Source organism: Paenibacillus glycanilyticus, assembly GCF_030161375.1.
Taxonomy (GTDB): domain Bacteria; phylum Bacillota; class Bacilli; order Paenibacillales; family Paenibacillaceae; genus Pristimantibacillus; species Pristimantibacillus glycanilyticus_B.
Map to the genome: position 1 here is coordinate 1 of NZ_BSSQ01000009.1, position 21,119 is coordinate 21,119.

11 protein-coding genes and 1 pseudogene are annotated in these 21,119 nt (G+C 52.1%); all 12 read right to left on the reverse strand.

Annotated elements, in window-relative coordinates; genetic code table 11:
* Positions 1–327: 327 nt before the first annotated feature.
* The 12 genes and pseudogenes from QQK89_RS10535 to QQK89_RS10590 all read right to left on the reverse strand — a co-directional run bounded on the left by QQK89_RS10535 (position 328) and on the right by QQK89_RS10590 (position 21,093).
* Positions 328–1,938, reverse strand: coding sequence for a helix-turn-helix domain-containing protein (locus QQK89_RS10535; protein ID WP_284238517.1), 1,611 nt, complete (start codon positions 1,936–1,938; stop codon positions 328–330).
* Positions 1,935–3,692 (reverse strand): sensor histidine kinase, encoded by a 1,758-nt coding sequence (locus QQK89_RS10540; RefSeq protein ID WP_284238518.1) that lies wholly within the window; start codon positions 3,690–3,692, stop codon positions 1,935–1,937. The genes QQK89_RS10535 and QQK89_RS10540 overlap by 4 nt, the downstream gene beginning before the upstream one ends.
* 34 nt (positions 3,693–3,726) lie before the next feature.
* Positions 3,727–5,277 (reverse strand): ABC transporter substrate-binding protein, encoded by a 1,551-nt coding sequence (locus QQK89_RS10545; protein ID WP_284238519.1) that lies wholly within the window; start codon positions 5,275–5,277, stop codon positions 3,727–3,729.
* A gap of 161 nt (positions 5,278–5,438) precedes the next feature.
* Positions 5,439–11,369, reverse strand: coding sequence for an S-layer homology domain-containing protein (locus QQK89_RS10550; RefSeq protein ID WP_284238520.1), 5,931 nt, complete (start codon positions 11,367–11,369; stop codon positions 5,439–5,441).
* Between the two features lie 38 nt (positions 11,370–11,407).
* Complete coding sequence (locus tag QQK89_RS10555; protein ID WP_284238521.1) at positions 11,408–12,250, reverse strand: sugar ABC transporter permease; 843 nt, start codon at positions 12,248–12,250, stop codon at positions 11,408–11,410.
* A gap of 1 nt (position 12,251) precedes the next feature.
* A complete protein-coding gene (locus tag QQK89_RS10560; RefSeq protein ID WP_284238522.1) occupies positions 12,252–13,562 on the reverse strand; it encodes a carbohydrate ABC transporter permease in 1,311 nt (436 codons plus the stop codon).
* A 74-nt stretch (positions 13,563–13,636) separates the two neighbouring features.
* Positions 13,637–14,992 carry an extracellular solute-binding protein gene (locus tag QQK89_RS10565; RefSeq protein WP_284238523.1) on the reverse strand — a complete coding sequence of 452 codons (1,356 nt, stop codon included), beginning with the start codon at positions 14,990–14,992 and terminating at the stop codon, positions 13,637–13,639.
* 241 nt (positions 14,993–15,233) lie between these two features.
* A pseudogene (locus QQK89_RS10570) lies at positions 15,234–16,241 on the reverse strand (formylglycine-generating enzyme family protein).
* Positions 16,242–16,390: 149 nt separating this feature from the next.
* The gene (locus tag QQK89_RS10575) at positions 16,391–17,863 is read right to left on the reverse strand and encodes a sulfatase (RefSeq protein WP_284238524.1); all 1,473 of its coding nucleotides are present in this window, start codon (positions 17,861–17,863) and stop codon (positions 16,391–16,393) included.
* Between the two features lie 11 nt (positions 17,864–17,874).
* A complete protein-coding gene (locus QQK89_RS10580; RefSeq protein WP_284238525.1) occupies positions 17,875–18,735 on the reverse strand; it encodes a carbohydrate ABC transporter permease in 861 nt (286 codons plus the stop codon).
* Between the two features lie 14 nt (positions 18,736–18,749).
* Positions 18,750–19,682 carry a carbohydrate ABC transporter permease gene (locus QQK89_RS10585; RefSeq protein ID WP_284238526.1) on the reverse strand — a complete coding sequence of 311 codons (933 nt, stop codon included), beginning with the start codon at positions 19,680–19,682 and terminating at the stop codon, positions 18,750–18,752.
* A gap of 100 nt (positions 19,683–19,782) precedes the next feature.
* Positions 19,783–21,093 (reverse strand): ABC transporter substrate-binding protein, encoded by a 1,311-nt coding sequence (locus QQK89_RS10590; RefSeq protein WP_284238527.1) that lies wholly within the window; start codon positions 21,091–21,093, stop codon positions 19,783–19,785.
* Between the last annotated feature and the right edge of the window lie 26 nt (positions 21,094–21,119).

A 21,119-nucleotide genomic window follows, 5' to 3' on the forward strand; every position in this document is an offset into this window, starting at 1 on the left:
TTTGACTTGCTCAAACTTGTTTTATCGCTTTTCCGTTATAAATAACGGGGCAGTTTCGCTCGTTGTTCAGTTTTCAAAGAACAATTTTTTCAACAACGCGGTATATCATATCACGTCATCGTTTTCAGTGTCAAGCTTTATTTTTCATCACTATTCGTTGATGACTTTCAGCTTTTCGTCCCAACCGCTTGTCTCTCTCGGCCGGAATTAGAATATACCATAGATCGAAATATGAATGCAAGCTTTTTTTTGCAAAATAAATAGATTGTTCCTGATACAAGAAAAACCACCTCGAAAGGTGGTTGCTTGCAATACTTGTTTTTTCGCTTATTGCACTCTGCGGTATGGTTTGCGGTATTCCTGCGGCGTCACGCCGTGAACCTTGCGGAACAGCCTGGCGAAATACGAGAAATTGCCGTAGCTTAGTCCGTCTGCGATTTCGCTAATGCTGCGGTCGGTTGTAGCCAACTGTTCCGCCGCTTTGTCCATCCGTTCCTTCAATATATAGTCGGTCAGCACCATGCCGGTCTCCTTGCGGAACAATCTGGAGAGATAAGCCGGATTAACAAAAGCAATTGCCGCCAGCTGTTCACGGGACAATTCTTCGTTCAAATGCTCGGCGATATAAGCCTTCACCCTCAGAACGATTGGACTTACCGCCATTGTTCTCGCAAAGAGACTGCCCGCCGCTTCGGAAATGCAGCGTACCCATGCTTTGAACTGACTGACGGAACGGGTAGCCGTCTCAACGCCCGAGCAGGCGTGATTCTCGTAGAGTTGCTGGGCTTGAAGGCCTTTGCGGTGCATCGCATAATAAATGACCTGAAGCAAAGCGTGGTAGAATGCGGTTAAGGTCTCAACGGTGGCTTTGCTTGAATCGATAGTATTGGTCCATTCCTCCAATCGGAGAGACAATTCCCGCATATCCCCTTGTTCCAGCAAATCCGCCCAGTCCAGCATAAACTCCGTGAAGCTAGCAGCGGGTTTCGCTATAGCGCTCAGCGGATCTTCGCTCCAAATGACGCTGCCAGCCATACTCACGTTGCGGTACTCCTTGTTGAGCAGCGCCAGATAGCTGTGCAGAACATTCGTTACAGCGGTTAACTCCCCAATATAGCAGGATAGACGGCAATAGAAATATCGACTGCAAGCTTCAACATAACTCCGGCATAAACTTTCTATCTGTTCTCTTGTCGCATCGGCTTCGCCGAGGTGCAGCACAACTAATATATTGCCCCTATGATCTTGAATCACGTTGCCCGGCAGCTTCTCGAGCAGCATCTCTTCGGCTGATTTGCGAAGCGCAAATTCCATAATAAGCTCATCGCGCTCGTTAAGCGGACGTTCCCAGCTCTCGACGCTAATGAGGATAAGCCTGACGCGTTCAACCAAACTCATGCTCATGTCATATAACGAGAGCGATTGGCGGATCGCCTCCCGATTGCTCGAAACCCGGCGTTCCAGCAGATCTTGCCAGAACCGTTCGACAAGCATCGGCTTGCGGCTGTTCCACACCTCTACGATTTTGTTATATTGATCATCCGTCTCGCTGATTCTCCGCTTCTCCTTCACCCGGGAGATTGCGGTTGTTAGCGTCTCCTCAAGCTCCGTATAAACAACGGGCTTCAGTAAATATTCAAAGCTGCCCAGGTGAATCGCCCGTTTGGCATATTCGAATTCCGAATGGCAGGTCAGGACGATAGTCTCCGGCTGCATGCCTTGCGACTTCACCCATTCCATCAGTTCTAGACCGCTGATCTCCGGCATTTCAATATCGCAAATGACAATATCAATAGGCTGTTCCCGCAGCACCTGCTGAGCCATCGGAGCATGATAAGCTTCATAAATCTCGTCTACGCCAATCAAATTCCAGCGCACGCCTGAACGGAGTCCTTTTACCGCATAGATCTCATCGTCTACAATAAGTACCCGTATCATAGTCCCGGCTCCCTTTCGCCCGTTTTGTATCTCGGCACCCGCAGTGTGACGACCGCGCCTTGCGGATCCGCGCTGCCAAATGCCATTCTGACTGATCCTTTATAGTAGAGCCTGCATCGCCGGACGACGTTCCACAGTCCCAAACTGCCGTCGCCCGGTTCAAGAGAATGTACTTTGTCTTGCAAATGCTCGATCTGCTCTTCCGTTAGACCTTTCCCGTTATCCTCCACCGTAATTACTAGCTCGGCGTCATCCCCTTCGCCCTCGGTTGTCACCTTCACCCGGATATGAAACGGCGTGCCCGTGCGGATGGAGAAGCCATGAACCATCGCATTTTCAACCATAGGCTGAATGGCCAAAGGCGGAAGACTTACTTTTTCCAGTGCCGGATCCACCTCGAAATTAAAATCAAGCGTCTCGGGAAACCTGTATTTCTGAATCGATAGGTAATGGTTGATATGTTCGATTTCTTCCTTCACGGAAACCGCCGACACCTGCGTCCTTGTTGTAAACCGGAAGTAACGGACTAGATGCAGCGACATGTTCTGAATGACCTCATAATCCTTGATCTGCGCAAGCTGATAGACAATATTAAGCGAGTTCATGAAAAAATGAGGGTGAATCTGCGCCTGCAAATGTTTCAGCTCCGCCTTCTGAGTTCGAAGCTGCTCCTCGTAAATATCGATCTTCAAATGCTCAATCTGCTGCGCCATGCCGTTAAACGTCTCTTTGAGCGTAATAAATTCTTGCAGCTTATAATCGTCCATGCGCACGCTCAGGTCGCCGGAACGGATCTTGCGCATCCCTTTAATGAAATGATGAATCGGCTTAACGATTGAGTTCTGCAGGAAGATGAGATATAAGCCAAGCATAATGGCAGCGAGCATCGGAATGAGATACGTCATCTTCCGGAAGATCGGAAGACCTTCAAGCAGCTTGCGCTCCGGCAAAAGGAAGATTAGATTCATATCCGCCATCCTGGAGCTTTTGGCTACTAGCAGATAAGGGGCTCCCAGCTTTACGATATTGTAAGCCGCGTTCCCGTTATCCATATAGGCGGTCAGGTCAAAAGCTTCCATCTCCTTGCGGATCGAGGAATCTGCTATCGATAATGGTTTGCCTTCACCGGATACGAGAAGCGCTTCCGCTTTGCCATCCTGGCCTAACAAGCGAATCGGCTCCATCAGACGGTTCAGGTCAATCCACGCTCCGATATAGGAATCGTAATTCGTATCGACTACCCGGACAAGCGCATATTCCCCTTTAAGTTCTACTACCTTCCAGCCCGTACGGAGAGCCGGATCATCCGTTCCTAGCAGCTCCTTCAGCTTCGCCTGAATTTCCTGCTTGCGGTTATACGTTACCGACTGCTGCTGGGCAACCAGCAGCTCCTTGTATTTGGAGCTGTACGCGAATAACACGTCTGCCGCGTCGTAGTAGTTAATGTTCAGATCCAGATCATTCGACGTTTGCGTTGTGGCCAAATAATATTCCCAGCTGTCCTTGTCGTATTGGCTGAGCGAAATTAAGCTTTGATCCTGCTCTGCGGCTTTATATAAGTAATTCTCGATCTCGCCAAGTACCTGGTCCATATCGTTCATATACATCGTGAGCATATTCCGGTTCGATTGCGCCACCTGGGAGTGGACAACCTTCGTCGCGTAAAGATTGTTCCACAGGAGCAGGATTACGAGAGGAATTGTCACGAGACCAAAGCCAAGAATCAGTCTGGACCGCATCGTTGCTTGTCTCATTGCTGTACTCATCCTCTCCTCGCATTAGGAAAATCTAGTGGTTGGCAAGCCATAGATCAAGCTGGCGCTGTTTTTCCTGTACAACCTTATCGGCGCCGGCCGCTTTCAGCTTGCTTAAGTACATCGGGATAATCTTCTCCGGGTCCTGCGCCCCGGTGTTAAACGCCGGCATAAATTCTTTCTCCACGAGAAGGGAAGCCGCGATCTCTGCCTTCACCCGCTCCGGGTTAAAGACGAACCCGAGCGCTTTCGATTTATCCGCCTGCTCGTTAAAACTGCGGTATTCCTCCCATAAATTCGGGTTCTCATTCTCCCACAGGTACGAGTTCAACTGATTGCCGAACATCCACGGCTGATTGAGGTTATAACCAACCGTCTTGGCATCTACGCCAGCCGGGTATTCAATAACGTTGTCGGATTTCTTGACATAATGAATGCCCTCCACGCCCCAATCCAGCAGGTTCAGCAAATAAGGGTCGGTATACAGTAAATTAAGCAGCATCATTGCCTTCTCCGGATGTTTGGCATTGCGGCTAATGGCAAACATCGCGCTGGTTGTATCTGCCGTCGTTGTGTAGGGCTTGGTCAGTTCGACGCTCACCATCGGATAGCCGGTATCCCGGGAAGCCTGAATCTCGAAGCCGGGCTTGAGCGACTCGGCGTAAGCGAAGGCATTGCCGGCTTTTACCGCGTCATATTCGTTATCCTTCGACGTGGTTGCGTCCGCGTTCAGATAGCCTTTCCGGTTCCATTCATACAGCAGCTTGGCATACGTCATAAACTCCGGCGTTTCCGCCATGTTAAGCACCTTTGTCGATTGCCCTTCTCTGCGCAAGACCCCCGGACCTTCGCCAAGCATGTCAAAAATACCGTATTGCATCATAAACGTAAGCGGGCTGCGGTCCGCGCGGGCTTGCAGCGGCGCAACTCCGGGCTCATCTTGCTTGATCATATCGAAAATCGGGCCAAAGTCGGCCAACGTCTTGATCTTGGACAAATCGATGTCGTATTTGTCGACCAAATCCTGACGGAGGACAAGTCCTTTGCTCGAGGCAAATTCCTTATTCGTGACGATGCCGTACAACTTGCCATTTACTTTGCTTGCTTCCAGAATGGACGGGTCCAATATTTTGCGGATGCCGGAACCGTATTTGTCGAGCAGCTCATCGAGCGGAAGGTAACGGCCCTTTGCAATCTCGTCGCCAAAACGCATCCAGCCCGCCGTAAAAAGAATATCCATCTGCTCGCCGGATGCGAACATGAGCCCCGTCTTATCCCACCAGGAGCCCATGTCGATCGTGCGTATATCCAGCGTGGCATTGATCTTCTTCATGAGATAATCATTCATTTTGTCTTCGACAAGGTTAAGATCCTTGGGCACATTCCCGGCGGGGAAAACCATGACCAGCTTGTCGGTATTATCATCGGCTGCCGGCTTGGCAGCTTTGTTCTCTGCGGAATCGGCCGTTGAACGGGCCGGCTTTGGCGTTTGACTGTACATCGTCGAAAATACGATTAGAGCAGCGACGACAAGTAGCGATCCGATTATTATTGGAAGCGCTTTCTTATTAGCTCTATTAAACATGTCACTCGTCTCCTCGGCACATGGTAGATACCTCATCATACAACGGCTTGGTTTCTTCCGACTACTCTAATTGTAACTTTTAATAATAAGATTGTGACTTCCGTTGGATGGCAAATAGCCGGCAGGGAAATCCCTGCCGGCTTGCCGTTTAAACGATGGAATTAGAGATTCATTAAGCCTGATGCCTGAAGCAGACGCTTCAGGGTAACCGCGGCTTCAGCGCGCGTGGCTTGGTCTAGCGGCGCGAACTTGCCTGCCGATTTGCCTTGCATTATGCCCGCGGCTACCAGCTCGTTGACGGCTTCATGTGCCCAAGCCGCGATTTGGCTGCCATCTTGAGCAAACGTTGCTTCCGGAGCTTGTGCGGACGAAGGTTGCCGCTTCGCCAATGCCAGCGCCCGTCCAAGCATAACCGCCATCTCTTGGCGGGTAATCTCCTGATTCGGACGGAAAGTTCCGTCGCTCATTCCTTTGACGATGCCGTATTGTACGGCTGTCTTCACATAGGAAGCATACCAAGAGGATGGTAATACATCCGAGAAAGAGCTTGTTGTTTCATTTGTTGTTGCAAAACCAAGCGCTTTCACGATTAGTGCGGCAAACTCCGCTCTTGTAATATCGCGGTTTGGCGCAAACAAGTCAGCCGATACGCCGTTTACGATTCGTTTGTTCGCGAGCAGCAGGATATCTTCTTTTGCCCAGTGGGAGGCAATATCCTTGAAGGTAACGTCCGTGATTGCAACGGCGTACAGACTATTCGTTGTGCTAAGAACCGTGACGGCCGTTTGGCCGCCTACGCTCTTGAACAAGGCGGGAACGGTTCTGAACTGGCCGGTTGCCGGATCATAAACAACGACGGAGCTATGTGGATTGTCCAGTTGGCTGTCCACCGTAAAACTTCTGGCAATGAATTGATTGCCGAATTGATGTACCGCGATCGACTTGCCGCCCGATTGAAGCGTCAACTCGAAGGAGACCGGATTGCCTGCAAGAGCAAACCCTGCGGACGAAGCCTTGCTCTTCATCTCGTCTGCTGCCGCACTGGATACAGGCGAAAGCGTTAGGGTCAGATTGGCATCTGCTCCTGCTAGTGCGTCTCCGTAACCCGCTTCCGCAAGAATGCTCCAAATGGTTGACGGGAGCGTATAGGTCATGCCGCCATAACGAATGACGATAGTCGCCTCCCGCGGTGAAGATAAAGCTGCTTTCAAAGCCGCTGCCGAGAACTGAACCGTCCCGGTCGCACCGCCCGCCGGGAGGTTGATCACGATCTCTTGTTGCCCGGACGACAAACCTGCCTTCAACTGCGCATCATAATTGGCCGTTGGCTCAATCGGCGCGGAACCGCCGCCCGTATCGCCGGAGCCAGACTGATCTTCATGGGTAACGTTACGAAGCTCAAAGCCAGTGCCTTTACCATTAAAGACAGGGCCAATCTTCGTATTTCTTACAATAACATTATCCAGATTAATCGAGCCGCTGACGTCATTATTCACTTGAATGCCCCATGTTCCGGCGCCGTCAATGACATAGTTCTCAATCGTAATGCTGCGGGTACCGTTTGTTATCGCATTTGGCCCGTTAACGTACAAGCCTTGGTACGTGCTGCCGAGAGCCGTGTTATTGCGAATGTGGATGTCGGCATCAATCGGCTTGTCGCCCGTGAACAGCCAGATCGCGCCGAAGTTTTGCCCCCAGCTAGGTTCACGGCCGCCTGTACGGATCAGCGTATTGCGTTCGATCAGCGTTGTGCCGTCAAAGGCAACCGGGTTAAAACGCGTCGATACCGCAATGCCCGCGCCAAATCCTACCGTATCCGAGAGAAGGTTATCCTGCACTTTATTATCTCGTCCGCCGAAGATTGCCACATTGTCCGCCAGCCATGGCAGCTGGACCGTATTGAAACGCACCGTATTGCCGCTTACCCGGCTGTCGTCATCGGATACGCCGTCCGGCTTTTGCGACCAAAGCGCAATGCTGTCGTCTCCGGAGTTGCGGATGTGCGTCTGCTCGATCATCGAATTTTTGGTGCCGGTCGTAAAGTTGATGCCGTCCGCGTAAGTATCGCGAATGCGCGCCCCGCCGACGTACAAGCCGTCCGTCGATACGCCTTCGTCGCTTCGCATCGACCAGATGCCTGCTTTGGCATGCTCAATCCAAACGTTCTGAATGATGGAGCCTTGACCAAACGTTCCGTCAAAGCCCGCTTCGCGCAGCTCGTCATGGCGGCCCGTTACGCCAAGATCCATATACAAGTCGTATACGCGAACCTTGCTGCCTTCAACGAGGAAACCTGCTCCATGCAGCTCGGTATGCCACATCCCCGCACCGCGGATGGTGACATTGTCGACATGAAGAGGTCCTTGAAGGAGCGTAAACACGCCAGCAGGGATCCAAACTCCTGCGTGTTGCTCTTTCGCAGCCGCAATCGCCGCTTCAAATGCAGCCGAGTCGTCAGAGTTGTCATCGGCCGTTGCGCCGTAATCCGTCACGGACAAGAAGCCTTCCGGTTTCGCATAAGCCTCAGGAGCCTGCTCGAGATCTACCAAGTCTACTACGTAATAGTCGGCTGTATCATCGGCTTCTTTCACGAGCTTGATCGTGGAACCGGCTGGTACATCTCCGATTAATAGACGGGATTCATCATAGAAACGGTGAGCATCGCCGTCCGCCGGATTATTCGTCCAAGGGTATTTGCCGTACACCCAGCTGTATTTGCTGGACAAGTTGAGCTTGCCTTGCTTCTGGCCATTGATATAAAGCGTCAGCGTGTGGTCTTCGCCGTCGCCATTAACGGAGTCAGGGATGATATACCGCATCGTAAGAGCATTCGCTTGTTCCGTTGTTGTGAACTCGACATATTGCCCCGTTTCGTCCAGCTGGACGGCTTCTCTTCCTGATGCTTCGGAAGCAAAGGTCTTAAACGTACGGTCCTCTTCAATAAGGGTACCGTTCGTTACGCCATGCTCCGCCTCATAGGTGATGAACGGAACCGTTGCTCCGCGATATTCCTTGCTCACCGCGTTGTGCACCAGGAGATAATCGATGTCGATACCGCCAGTGCTGCCGCTATCATACTGCAAGGAAACCGTGTTCATGCCGGCGCGAAGCGGAAGAGCAAGTTCCAAATCCGCCCAGTTGTTGCCGGTGCCCGCAAACTCTATTGGCGCTGTTTGCTTCAGGCCGTTGATATAAATATTCAAAGTCTTCGCATTGCTGTCTGTATTGCGGTAGCGAAGTTGTGCATCATAACTGCCTTCTCCGTCCGTGTTCACGGCGAAGAGCAACGCCGCAGCCTCTTTGGTAAATCCGGATACGGAAGTTCCGCTTGCCGTAACGCCGCCTGTCTTAAAAGCGTCTTCCGCTTCATAGCGCACATCGCTCTTCAACGGTTGCAACAACCAATGCGCCGAATCAGCCGACGTTTCTACCGCTTGAACGGAGACAGCTCCGCTACCGCCATGCGTCATGTATTGATCCGCAATAGAAGCGTTGCTGAACACTTGATAACCCGCATAAGCTTCCAGCTTCCATTGCGAAGCCAAACTTGCTCCGTCTGCTGTAATGGTTGCCATGCCGCTCGCCTTCACCGCCAGCTTATGGCCGGTTTCTTGATTCACATATTGCTTGTGACCATTGTAATCTTGCGGCAGCCATTCGGCCGCTTGGCCGTCTGAGGCAGCAGGGGTATCTACCACAATCGTTCCATTACGTTCTATGAGTGCCTTGCCTGTTGCCGCGTCAATTACTTGGACCGCATTAAGCTCTTTGATTACCGGCGTTACCGCATTGGAAGGGCCGTCAACCGGCGGTACCGTTACCGCTTCGGCCGGTGCCGTCTCGAATCTCCACTGAACGGCGCGGCTTTCAATCGACCGCAGCTCATATTGCGCATAACCTTGCAAATCTTCGGTATGGATGTAGTTGTCTTCGTAACCTGTCGCGGCACTGCGCAGCAGATATAGACCGGAGGACGGACCGTTCTCAACCACCCAATTCGCTTTGGAATCGTCCGCGGCCGGCGATGCTGCCGTCTCCAGGTAGCTTTGCAAATGTTCAATAGAAATCGCGTTGCCGGTAGCGCGGTTTACGATTTGGTCCACGCCATTGGTTGAAGTGATCTTCCAATGCGAAGCCGCATTGTTCGTTGCGGGCGTTCCGTACAACACCACGTTGTTGCCGTTCTCGTACAGGTATTGGCCGGATGCTTCATTCTTGATGCGGATGTAACCTGCCGGAAGTTGAGCCGGCGCCTCTGGCGCAGCTTCCAGTACCCATTGCGCGCTGCCCCAGTCGGCTGGAATCGGGCTCGCTTGGCCAAAGCCGGTCTGATCCTGAATGTGGATCCGTGCCGTAGCCGTCGTGTCGTCGCTGTTCTTCCAGTTCGCATTCCAGCTGTTGCTGAACACCTTCGTATTCGGGGAGCCCGCTACATCCGTTACCGTCCATTGCACGCTGCCCCAGGTTTTGTCGATAACAAGGCTTTCGAGCGGCTTCAGATGAGGGTCGGTTTCCCCTTGCTGCTTATTAATGTTCTCATTCGAGATCATATGTCCGGTTGCTTTGTTCACTATATAGACCCCTTGCGGTGAGGTCTCAATAGACCATTGGGAGGCCGGATCATCCGCAGTTGGCTGACCGTAAGCAACTTTGCCTTCTAGATCTTCATAAAGATACTCGCCAAAATAGCTGTTCTTCAGCCGCACATAAGCAGGAGCCGTCTCGAGGACTGTAATAAACTCCCATTTCGGGCTGCCCCAATCCTTCGGCACAACGCTGAACTGCGCATACTTCAGCTTGTTCTCCGCGTTAACGTATTTGCCGCTGTCGTCACCAGGCTTGCCAATCAGCTTGTAGCCTTGATAGGTTTCAATGGTCCAGTCGCCCGCCGTGGAACCATCGGCCAAAGCGGTGGATTTTATAGCATCGCGATCGCCCGTTACGCCATCATTGTTCAGATAATGGCCGGTGCCGCGGTTCTTGATCCGCTTCACGCCGTCATGATCCTCAACCAGCCACTCTGCGTTCTGGTTAGACGGAAGCACGTTGCCATATTGAACAATGCCGCTGGCATCTTCATACAAATACAACTGCAACCAGTTATTCTTGATCCGGATATATGGCTGAACTGGAGCCGTTGGCGGTGCCGGATCCTCCAGCGCCCATTGCGCGCTGCCCCAGGTTGCTTGCGCCCAGTTATTGCCCTGCGCAAAGCCGTCTTGATTCTGCACATTAATGTAACTGTTTACGCTTGTTGCGCTTCTCATCGTGACGAAGCCGTCCACTTCGTTGGCATTGGCGTCTTTGGCAGCCGCGATGAGCCAAGCAGAATCCGCAGTTGGCGTACTCTCGGCAGACAGCGGCGTTGCGCCGACATAGTCGACACTAGTTGCGTAATGGCCGGTTGCCACGTTCCGCAGCAAGGTGCCTTGCGCCGTATCAATCAGCGTCCACTGCGAGGTTGTGTCCGTATAGTCTGGCTCGCCGTATTTGATCTGGCCGTTGTCTTCATATAAATAGGTGCCTTTCCAATTGTTCTTAATCCGTTGCGGCGCCCGGACAGGTTCAATCGCTTGTGACTCAAATGTCCATGTCGCGCTTCCCCAGTCCTTTTGCGCCCAATTGTTCGATTGCACCGTACCGGCATCAATCTGGAAGTTCACAATCCAGGCCGAGTTGCGCGTGCTTATTATATTGAATTCGCCGGATTTGCCAGGAGCAGCCGCAATATCCCAAGTGTCGGATACCCAATTCTCCCCAATATCCGAGCTAGTAACGGGTTCGGTAATTTCGTTATCCGTTACATTTTGCGAGTTCATGTAATGGCCGGTCGCACGGTTCTTAATCCGTTTGTGTCCGCCCTGTTCTTCAATCGTCCACTCTGCATACGGGTCGTTGGCTTCCGGGAAGCCATAACGCACCTTGCCCTGCGCATCCTCATAAAGCGAATAACCTTTCCATGGATTATAAATTTGAATGAAAGCGCCTTCATCATTAACCCCGGAAACGCCGTCCGCACTAGCGGACAGCGGGGGGATCGCAACAAGGAGCGCCATGCAAAGAATCATTAGTTTCTTCATTAATGATGGCATGAATCCCATTCCTCCTGAAATGAAATACGTCTTGAACGTTAACCTTTGGTCGCCCCGTCGGCAAGACCGGAGATAAGGAACCGCTGCAGCAACAAGAAGACGATCGAGATTGGAATCGCAATCAGAATCGTGCCCGCGGCAAACATCGTAAAGTTATTAGCGAATTTATCGTTGATGAAATTGTATAAGCCTAGCGCCAGCGTAAACTTCTCCGGACTGCGGATAATGATCTGAGGCGTTAGAAAATCGAAAAACGGCGCCATAAAGGTGAACAAAGCAACAACCGCTATAATAGGGCTGGCAAGCGGCACGAGAATCTTGAAGAAAATCGTCAGGTAGCCGGCTCCGTCGATTTTGGCCGATTCGTCAAGGTCGCGCGGAATCGTATCGAGGTAACCTTTTACAAGGAATAGGTTCATCGGAAGCCCGCCAAACACATAGATCAGGATCAGTCCCGTAAACGTATCGAGCAGATTGACGGTATTAAGCAGCAAGTAGATGGCCACCATCCCCATTAACACCGGAAACATCTGGAGGAGCAGGAACGTGTAAATGCTGTTCTTGCGTCCGACAAACCGGAAACGGGAGAACACATAAGCAACGATCGATACGAGACATACGGATGCAAGGCCGTTCGCAAAGGCGATGATCAGCGTATTTTTGTACCATAACGTGTAGTTGCTGCTTGGATTGTTGAACAGCCACCGGTAATGCTCGAGCGACCAGTTGTCCGGAATCATCTTGAGCGAGAACAAGCTGGTGCCCGGGTTGAGCGACATGCTGAACGCCCAGAGCAGCGGGTATAAGATGACGGCAAACATAATTAGAACGACTAGATAAATGCCGGACACTTCCAGAGCGGATTTGAGCGAACGTTTCATCTTAGTACATATCCTCCTCTCTGAAGGAACGGGTTCTGCTGAATTGATAGAGAGCAAACGCGGCTACGACAATACCCATGATGATGGACACGGCTGCAGCCATTTTGTAGTTATTCTCCTTGAACGTCAGGCTGTACACCCATGAGATCAGAATGTCGGTTGCGCCCGAATTCTGGCCTGGCACCGGCGGACCGCCTTTGTTGAACAGGTAAATAATATTGAAGTTATTGAAATTGTACGAGTATTGCATGATGAGCAGCGGAGCCGTTGCGAACAGCACATGCGGCAACGTGATGAAGCGGAATTTCTTCCAACGGGAACCTCCGTCCACGTCGGCCGCTTCGTACCAGTCTTTCGAGATCCCTTGCAGCACACCCGTGATCAGAGTAAATACGTAAGGGAAGCCGAGCCAGATCTGAATCCCGATAATCGCTACGCGTGCCCAAACCGGATCCGACAGCCAAGGAATCGTCACGCCAAAGTGGGAGAAAATGTCCCGGTTGATCGCGCCAAACGTATCGTTGAACATCGCCGTAAACACGAGCACGGTCATAAACGATGGAACCGCCCAAGGCAGGATCATAACGGTTCGTATCAAACGCTTGAACCTGACGCGGCTGTCATTAATCATTACGGCCAGGAAAAAGGCCAGGACGATCTGAAGAGTGGTTGCGACCAGCGTCCATACCACCGTCCAGGAAAGAACGGTAAACAAGCTTTTGCTCCACACCGCTTCCGTGAACAGCGCTTTGAAGTTCGCAAAGCCGACCCAATCCAGTAAATGAGCAGGCGGAGAATTGTACAGGTTGTAGTTGGTAAAAGCGAGTGAGATCATAAACAGCAGCGGGAAAATGACGATCAATGCCATCATGATGAAGTTCGGCACGACAACGAAATAAGGGAAGCCATGCTCCCAGCTGTCCTGGAAAGCTTGGCGGACCGACGGCGTGCGGGCGCCCGCCTGCCGCTTCTTCGCATCCTTGCGGGCATCAAGCAAATTCAGCGCGTAAAGGCCAAGCAGGATGATGCCAATGATGGAGGATAACAAGCCTTGAACGAGTAGATTCCGGGAATCGTCAGTCTCCGGATTATCCCCAAGCGTAATCATTCCCGCGATGCTGCTAGCGATAGGCACGGACAACGCAATGATCAAGCTTAAGCCAATTACAAGAAATACAATTCCTTTGATCCACCGTCGGTTATACAGCTGACCTAGTCCCGGCACAATCGAGAGGAGTGTTGCCAGCTGCGGATTATGATTGGTTGGGATGGGACTGGCCTGCGGCGCCGGCCGCGTAGCGTTGATGTTCATGTTTGGTTCACCTTCCATATTTCCGAATGCAATTTAATGGAAAAGGGGCTGCAAGGAGCCCCTTTAGAAACGTTTTACTTCGCGCCTGCCATTTTCATCTTATCGTTAATGAGTTTAACCGCATCATCGAGCGAAGCTTGAACGTCTTTGCCTTCTGTGATGAATTTCAGAGCGTTCGCCATTGGATCCCATACATGGTCAAGTTCGGGAACGGTAGGGAACGGTTGGCCGTATTGGATTTGTTGCGAGAAGCCCGCTACAAGCGGATCTTGAGTAAGGATTGGATTGTTCAGCACGTTGATGACCGGCGGAACTTCGCCTGTTTTTTGGAAGTAATCAAGCGCATTCTCTTCGTTAGTCAGGAAGGCTGCGAAATCCGCTGCCCACTCTGGGCTTTTCGTGAACTTGGAGAGCATCCAGCCTTTTACGCCAATGAAGGAAGTAGGATGCGCGCCGCCGTCAAGCGTAGGGATTGGAGCAACGGCCAGATCGTCGCCGAGCGCTTTTTTGTAATCGTTGATTGCCCATGGTCCGTTTATAACCGCGCCAACTTTGCCTTGCGTGAACAAGCCGCCAACGATGTCGCCGTTTACGCCTTTAGGCAGGTAGCCGTTGTTGAACCAGCTTTGAATGAGGGAAGCGCCTTTGACCGTACCTTCTTTGTTCAGGCCGATGTCGTTGATATCGTATTTGCCCGCGTTGTCCTTGAAGATGTAGCCGCCTTCGCCGCCGAGGAAACCCCAAGCAAAGTAGAAGTTTGCCGCTTCAAAAAGGAAGCCGTAGTTTTGTTTCTTCGCGTCGGTCTGGTCTTTCATGATTTGCTCCAGGTCCGCAATCGTTGCCGGTGCCGTTGGAACAAGCTTCTTATTATAGAAGAGAGCATACGTTTCCGTTACAAGCGGCAGACCGTAAAGGACGCCGTCTTGGCTTAGAGCGGCAAGCGCTTCCGGCGTGTAAGTGCCTTTCACTTCATCGGAAGCTTTCACTTCTTGCACGAGACCTTTCACAACCAAGCTGCCGATGCCCGGCTGGTAGAACAAGTCCGGACCTTTGCCCGCGGGACCGTCGAGCGCCAGCACATCCGGCTGGTCGTTCATCGCTACCGGCTTGATGTTGATTTTGATCCCCGTTGCGGCGGTGTATTTATCTGCTGCCGCTTGGATTACGGCCAGTTTGTCTTCTGCCGTATCCGGCCAGATCGTAAGTTCCGCAGGCTTCGCTTCCGTAGGCCCGCTTACTTCCGCTGTTGCCGCTGCATCCGCGCTTGGCGATTCCGAAGCAGGCGCGTTAGCGTTGGTGCCAGTGTTCGTGCTTGCGGAGGCCTTTGCGTTGTTTGCGGTATTGCCGTTGTTGTTGCCGCCGCAAGCCGCGAGCGACATCGATACAGCCAGCAAACTAAGCGTAATCAGCATCTTTTTGCTCTTTAACATAGTTGAGAGCTCCCTTCCCTTTATCAACTCTTTGTCGTTTGTTAACCCCGGTTTGCCGTGGTTCATGAGTTAATTGTAGGATTTCGAGGGGCATCCCCACTACCAATCCGGTGACCTGAAAGGATAAGATTGTGACTTGTCGATGAGATGGGATGGATAGAGAGAAATAGCTGGTGCCATCGGGCAACAAAAAAAAGGCCGTCTACCAAGCTTACGGCATGCTTGGTAGACGGCCTTTCTATTATGCTTGCGGTGCGGACAGCACCGTGCGGAAGCCGCAATTGCCGGTGGAGCTGTCAGGGGTATTCTTGCTGCGCGCCGCTACCCTGTAGCGGTTGCAATAAGAGCTGTGACAAAGGTACGATCCGCCGCGCATGACGCGTCCTTCGCCGGTGCGCGGGCCTTGCGGGTTGTCGCTCTCCCCGCTCTGGTAATAGGCCGGGCTGAACCAGTCCGAGCACCACTCCCATACATTGCCCGCCATATTGTATAGGCCATAGCCATTCGGCCGGAAGCTCTTGGCCGGAGCGGTTCCTTCGTAACCGTCGCTGGCGTGATTTTTGACCGGGAATTTGCCTTGCCAGATATTGCAATTATGCTCGCCGCCTTGCTTCAGCTCATCGCCCCAAGGGTACCGCTTCTGCGCAAGCCCGCCGCGTCCCGCGTATTCCCATTCCGCTTCCGTCGGCAGACGCCGCCCCGCCCATTCGCAATAGGCCATCGCATCATGCCAGCTGACATGAATAACCGGATGATCCTCGCGACCTTCTATTGTGGAATCCGGGCCTTCCGGATGGCTCCAGTCGGCGCCTTCTACCGGGAACCATCAAGGGGCCGTCTGCGGCACCGTCTTCACCTTCGCCGCTTCGGCTTCCGAGACGAACAGATGAAATACGTAAGACCAGCCGAACTTCTGGGCTTCGGTGACGTAACCCGTTGCGGCAACAAAACGTCCAAACTGCCCATTCGTTACCGCCGTTTCATCCATATAGAAACGATCTACCGTTACGCTATGCACCGGGCCTTCCCCGTCAGCGGGAAACCCTTCCTTATCGTTGGTTCCCATTAAGAAAGTTCCGCCAGGAATAAGCACCATTCCCGTTGTATCGGGATCCAGTTCAGCGGCCGGCTTGGAGTCCGCCGGTTTGACCGCGGCTTTCAGCTTCAGGTTCTTAGGCGCAATAACAACCGATGAACGATCGGTTGAACAGCAGGATTTTACCGCGTTGTTCTCTGATTCTTGTGCCATCTTCAACTTCCTCTCCGTATAAGAAGTGTCTATGATCAATCTAGCTATTCTATAAAATGTCTTCCTTCAACACTACCATAATAAGAAATGGCAGTACAATGCTTTCCGCTCGTCATCTAACGGAAGGCTTTGTACTGCCATCGACTCTATTATTGTTCTATTAGTCCAAGCCGGACATACTGTTCTTCCGGTGCTCCCGCCTGCTTCATGCCCGCAACGAGCAGCTCTATCATCCGTGCCTCGGCGACCTCATCCTGAAGGTGATGCTCCTGATGCTCATCGACCGCCAGATCATATAACTTCGTCTCCATGACGAATTGATTCCTGGCATAGGTTACGCCTTGCGCGCTCTCCGGAATCCGGAACACCGGAAACTCCGTATAAGGCAGGAACCTCCCCGTTTCAATCCGCTCAGGAGCTGCACGCCCGATATAAGAACGGAAGGTGGTCGGCATAGCGGTATACGTGTAGCAAGGATAATTATCATCGGAGACCGGTGCCCGCATATACGTATAACGGCCATCCGTTACGTTGACGCACATCCCGTGGTAGCCGTACAAAGCCGCTTCCCTCACCTTCTCCTTCGTTCCTTCAAGCAAGCCGCGGAGCGAAGCCCCTTGCACCGTTTCCGGAATTAAAGCTCCCATATAGTCCAGGATCGTAGGCATAAGGTCGATATTTTGCGTAAGCGCCTGGATGCGAGTGCCTGCGGCCCGGCCTTCAGGCAGACGGATCATGAGCGGGATATGGGCCAGCTCGTTATAGACATGCATGACGTTTTTGCCGGTCTGTTCATGCTCGCCTAGCAATAAACCGTGGTCGGTTGTAAAAATAACAAGCGTATCGTCCAATATATCCAGCCGTTCCATCGTATCCAGCAGCTTGCCAAGCCAATGGTCGATCATCGTAAGCGTTGCCGCATAACGCTTCTGAATATGGGCAAGCGCCTCCGGCGGTACGTCAACAGTGCCGTATTTCGGCCAGCTGTAGGCCGGACCATCATAGCTGTCCTGGTACATTTGCAAATAATGATCGGGCGTATCAAACGGCTCATGCGGGTCAAAAGCTTCCACGGTGAGGAAATACCGGTCCTCGCGCCCGTTTCTCTCCAGCCAGTCGCATGCCGCTTGAATCGTCCTTGGCCCCGGATAATCCTCTTCGCGATGAAACCGCGTACGGTTCTTCTCGCATTGCGCGCGTACCTGTCCGTAATAACGCTCCGGGGCGGGCAACTCTTTAATAGAAGAAACCCATGGATCATCCTCCTGCCCCCGGTGGAAATCCCAAGTGGAGAAGGACTGGCAGTAGTTCTCGCCGCCCGTGGCAAAATAATGATAGTGGTCGGTCACGATATGGCTGAACACGCCGGACTCCCGCAGCGCCGCCGGCAATGTGCGGTCAAACGGTTCAATGCCGCCCCAGCCCTTCTCTAGAAAAGCAGCCCGTCCCGTCAGCATATCGCGCCGCGCCGGCATGCAAGGCAGCGAACCGGACCAATGCTGGTCGAAGACGACGGACTGCTCCGCTAACCGGTCGATATTAGGCGTCTGAACGCCCTCCCCGCCATAGGCCGATAAAGCTCTGCGGTTCAAGGTATCGAGCATAATCATAATCGTTCGCATGAAAGCACCCCTTATTTCAGACCTGTTGTTACAATCCCCTGCACGAAGTATTTCTGCGCTGCCAAGAATAATAATACAAGAGGCAATACGACTAGTGTAGTTGCCGCCATAAGCAAATTCCATTCTACGTTCGTCTCGCTGCGGAAAATGGTAAGGCCAAGCTGCACGGTCCGCATATGCTCCGTGTTAGTCATAATAAGCGGCCACATGTAATCGTTCCATGTTGCCGTCGTCTTAAAGATTGCCAGCGTTGCCAGAATCGGCTTGCTAAGCGGCAGATAAATCTGGAAGAATACGCGGAAGACGTTCGCTCCGTCAATCTGCGCCGCCTCGTCAAGCGCACGAGGGAAATTCAAGAAATATTGCCGGCACAGGAAGATGCCGAAGGAGCCCGCAATAAACGGCAGCACTAGACCCGTATAGCTGTTAATGAAACCAAAGCCGCCTTGCCCCTGCCAGTCATTGCCTCCAAAGAACGGGAACATCTTCATCATCAGGAAGGTTGGAATCATCGTCGCCTGCGGCGGCACCATAATGCCGATCAGCACGGAGAAGAAGAGTATATCCCGGCCCGGGAAACGAAGCCTTGCAAAAGCAAAGCCCGCCATGGAGTTAAACACCAGGCTGAATACAACGGTAACGCCGGTTACAATAAACGAGTTATAGAAATATCGAAGCCAATCGCCTCGTCCCATGGCGACCGAGTAATTGTCGAATAGCCAATGTTTCGGAATAAACGTAAACGTCGGGGATTGAATCTCGCCCATCGTTTTTAGCGAAGTAACTACCATCAATAAGAACGGGAACAGCATAAGCAAGGCAATAATAAACATAACAATTGAAAAAAGTACAGTAGGCCATTTTCTAGTCATTGCGGGTCCGCCTCCTAATCCACATCTGTGTCATTCCCTTTATTTCCGAGACGGAAGTTCAGCAAAGTAATAAGCAGCGTAATTACGAACAGGACCATCGCCATCGCCGATGCGTAGCCCATCTGGAAATCCTGGAAGCCGCGCAGGTAAATCTGATGTACGATGGTTGTCGTTTTGTTCAGCGGTCCGCCGTTAGTCAGAATGTTGACCTGCTCAAACACCATAAACGAGTTGATGCAGGACATAACCAGAATAAAGAACGTTGTTGGCTTAAGCATTGGAATCGTGATGGCAAAAAACTGCCGGACCTTTGTTGCGCCATCCATATGCGCGGCTTCATAAAGGCTTGTCGGGATAGACTGCAGACCGGACAAATATACGATCATCGTGTAGCCGATCGATTTCCAGATCCCCATCATAATAATTGCGGCCATCGCCGTGCTTGGATCGTACAGCCATTGCACCGGGGCAAGGCCAACCGTCTTCAGCACGCGGTTCAAAATCCCGAGGGACGGATCGTAAATCCACAGCCAGATCATCGATACCGCAACCATGGAGGTAACGTTCGGAACGTATACGCTGACACGGGCGAACAAGCGGCCTCTCAGCTTTCCGTTCAGCAGTACCGCGAGCAAGAGGCCCAGTGCCATCTGAGGGAAAATCGAAAACAAGGAATAAATAAACGTGTTGTACACCGCAGTGCCAAACAGCTTATCGTGGAAAAGCCTTACATAGTTATCAAATCCAACAAACGCCGGCGTCGAGTAAAAGTTGTAGTTCGTAAAGCTGTAATACAACCCCACCAGCAGCGGGATAAAAATAAATGCGAAATAAACGAGATAGCCCGGGGCAATAAACAGATAACCGGCCTTATCGATTGGGGCGCGCCGCCGGCTCTTCGAAGTTGTCGCCTTGCTTGCTGCAGCCGCCGAATTCACGGAATTCATAACGCCTCACCTCTCTTCCTTCAATGAGAAAAATCCTTTAAAAAAGGCGCCTGCCCTTCTTGCGGCAGCAGGCGCCTATCACAAGCTAAATGGATGCCAGTTAGTTGGTAATCAGGTTAGGAAGCTCTTTTTTCAGCTCCGCGGCCGCATCCTTCATCGCTTGCTCCGCCGACTTCGTATTGTAGAAGGCCGCTTCAAGATGCTGGCTGATAATTTCGTACATTTTGCTGGAGTAAGTCACTTTGGCTGCGCCTTCCCCGTAGGATACCGCGTCGAATACCGCCTGGTTCATTTCCGGCTTGTCCTTGATGTAATCGTCCTTAAGCGAGTTCAGGACAACCGGCGTGCCTAGCTCCTTGTATCGGTTCCAAGTCTCTTCCTTGGACATAACCGTCTGCATGAATTCAAACGCCAGATCCTTCTGTTTGCTTTGCGAGCTCATGAAGAGCAAGCGCATACCGGCGAACGTTGCTTTTGTTTTGCGCTCGATTGGACCGGATACGCCAATCTTGCCGGCCAGCTCCGGATGATCCTTTTGCGTATTCACGTAAGCAGCCGGGCTGTCGTACGCGATTGCGGCTTTGCCGTTCGGGAACAAGTTCTCGTTGGATTTCGCCGAGTCATTGGGAATCGTTACGCCTTTCTTCACCAAATCCACGATATACTGCGTGGCTTCGATCGATTCCGGAGAATCGAAGAGCGGCTCGTTCTTGTCCGCATCGATGATTTTGCCGCCGTTCTGGAGGACAAACGACTGCCAGAACGTCCAAGCGTTAGCCGTTGGAATAGCAAGACCCGCCATCACCGTTGTGTCGCCGTCTTTCTTCGTCAGAAGCTCCGCGTCCTTCGCAAGCTCTTCCCAGCTTGCCGGCGGCTTCTCGGGATCAAGTCCCGCTGCTTCGAACAGATCTTTGCGCCATAACAGTACGCGAGGGTCGGGAATAAAACCAAGGCCGTAAACCTTGCCTTTGTAGGTGCCGGTGTTCAGCACGCTTTCCATCATGTCGCTTTTGCCGTCCCACTTATCCGTATAAGAGTCTAGCGGTTCATATTGGCCAAGGTTTGCCCGCTGGGCAACCGATGCCAGCGTATAGGACAGCACATCCGGCGCGGTACCGCTGGCATAAGCGGCATTCAGCTTGGTCTCCATATCGTTGCCGAACGGAACCTCGCTGTAGTTCACCTTCACGCCCGGATGGCTGGCTTCGAATTCCTGAATAACGCGCGTCCAATACGCTTTCTCCGGGGCGTCCGTGCCAGCCCGCCAGAATGTCAGCGTCTTGCTGCCGCCGGAAGAACCGTTGTCCTTCGGGTTCAGCTGCTCGGTGGAGTTGCTGCCGCATGCGGTTAGCGCAACGCTGGCCAGTACGGTCACGCAAAGCGCCGTCATAATGCTTTTTCTTTTTTTCATATCTCCTATGACCTCCCTTTGTTGAA

Bases quoted from the DNA above. Each gene is read 5' to 3' on its own strand.
- QQK89_RS10560 (WP_284238522.1), bottom strand. From the start codon at position 13,562: ATGAACATCAACGCTACGCGGCCGGCGCCGCAGGCCAGTCCCATCCCA.
- QQK89_RS10590 (WP_284238527.1), bottom strand. From the start codon at position 21,093: ATGAAAAAAAGAAAAAGCATTATGACGGCGCTTTGCGTGACCGTACTG.
- QQK89_RS10565 (WP_284238523.1), bottom strand. From the start codon at position 14,992: ATGTTAAAGAGCAAAAAGATGCTGATTACGCTTAGTTTGCTGGCTGTA.
- QQK89_RS10575 (WP_284238524.1), bottom strand. From the start codon at position 17,863: ATGCGAACGATTATGATTATGCTCGATACCTTGAACCGCAGAGCTTTA.
- QQK89_RS10540 (WP_284238518.1), bottom strand. From the start codon at position 3,692: ATGAGACAAGCAACGATGCGGTCCAGACTGATTCTTGGCTTTGGTCTC.
- QQK89_RS10555 (WP_284238521.1), bottom strand. From the start codon at position 12,250: ATGAAACGTTCGCTCAAATCCGCTCTGGAAGTGTCCGGCATTTATCTA.
- QQK89_RS10535 (WP_284238517.1), bottom strand. From the start codon at position 1,938: ATGATACGGGTACTTATTGTAGACGATGAGATCTATGCGGTAAAAGGA.
- QQK89_RS10545 (WP_284238519.1), bottom strand. From the start codon at position 5,277: ATGTTTAATAGAGCTAATAAGAAAGCGCTTCCAATAATAATCGGATCG.
- QQK89_RS10580 (WP_284238525.1), bottom strand. From the start codon at position 18,735: ATGACTAGAAAATGGCCTACTGTACTTTTTTCAATTGTTATGTTTATT.
- QQK89_RS10585 (WP_284238526.1), bottom strand. From the start codon at position 19,682: ATGAATTCCGTGAATTCGGCGGCTGCAGCAAGCAAGGCGACAACTTCG.
- QQK89_RS10550 (WP_284238520.1), bottom strand. From the start codon at position 11,369: ATGCCATCATTAATGAAGAAACTAATGATTCTTTGCATGGCGCTCCTT.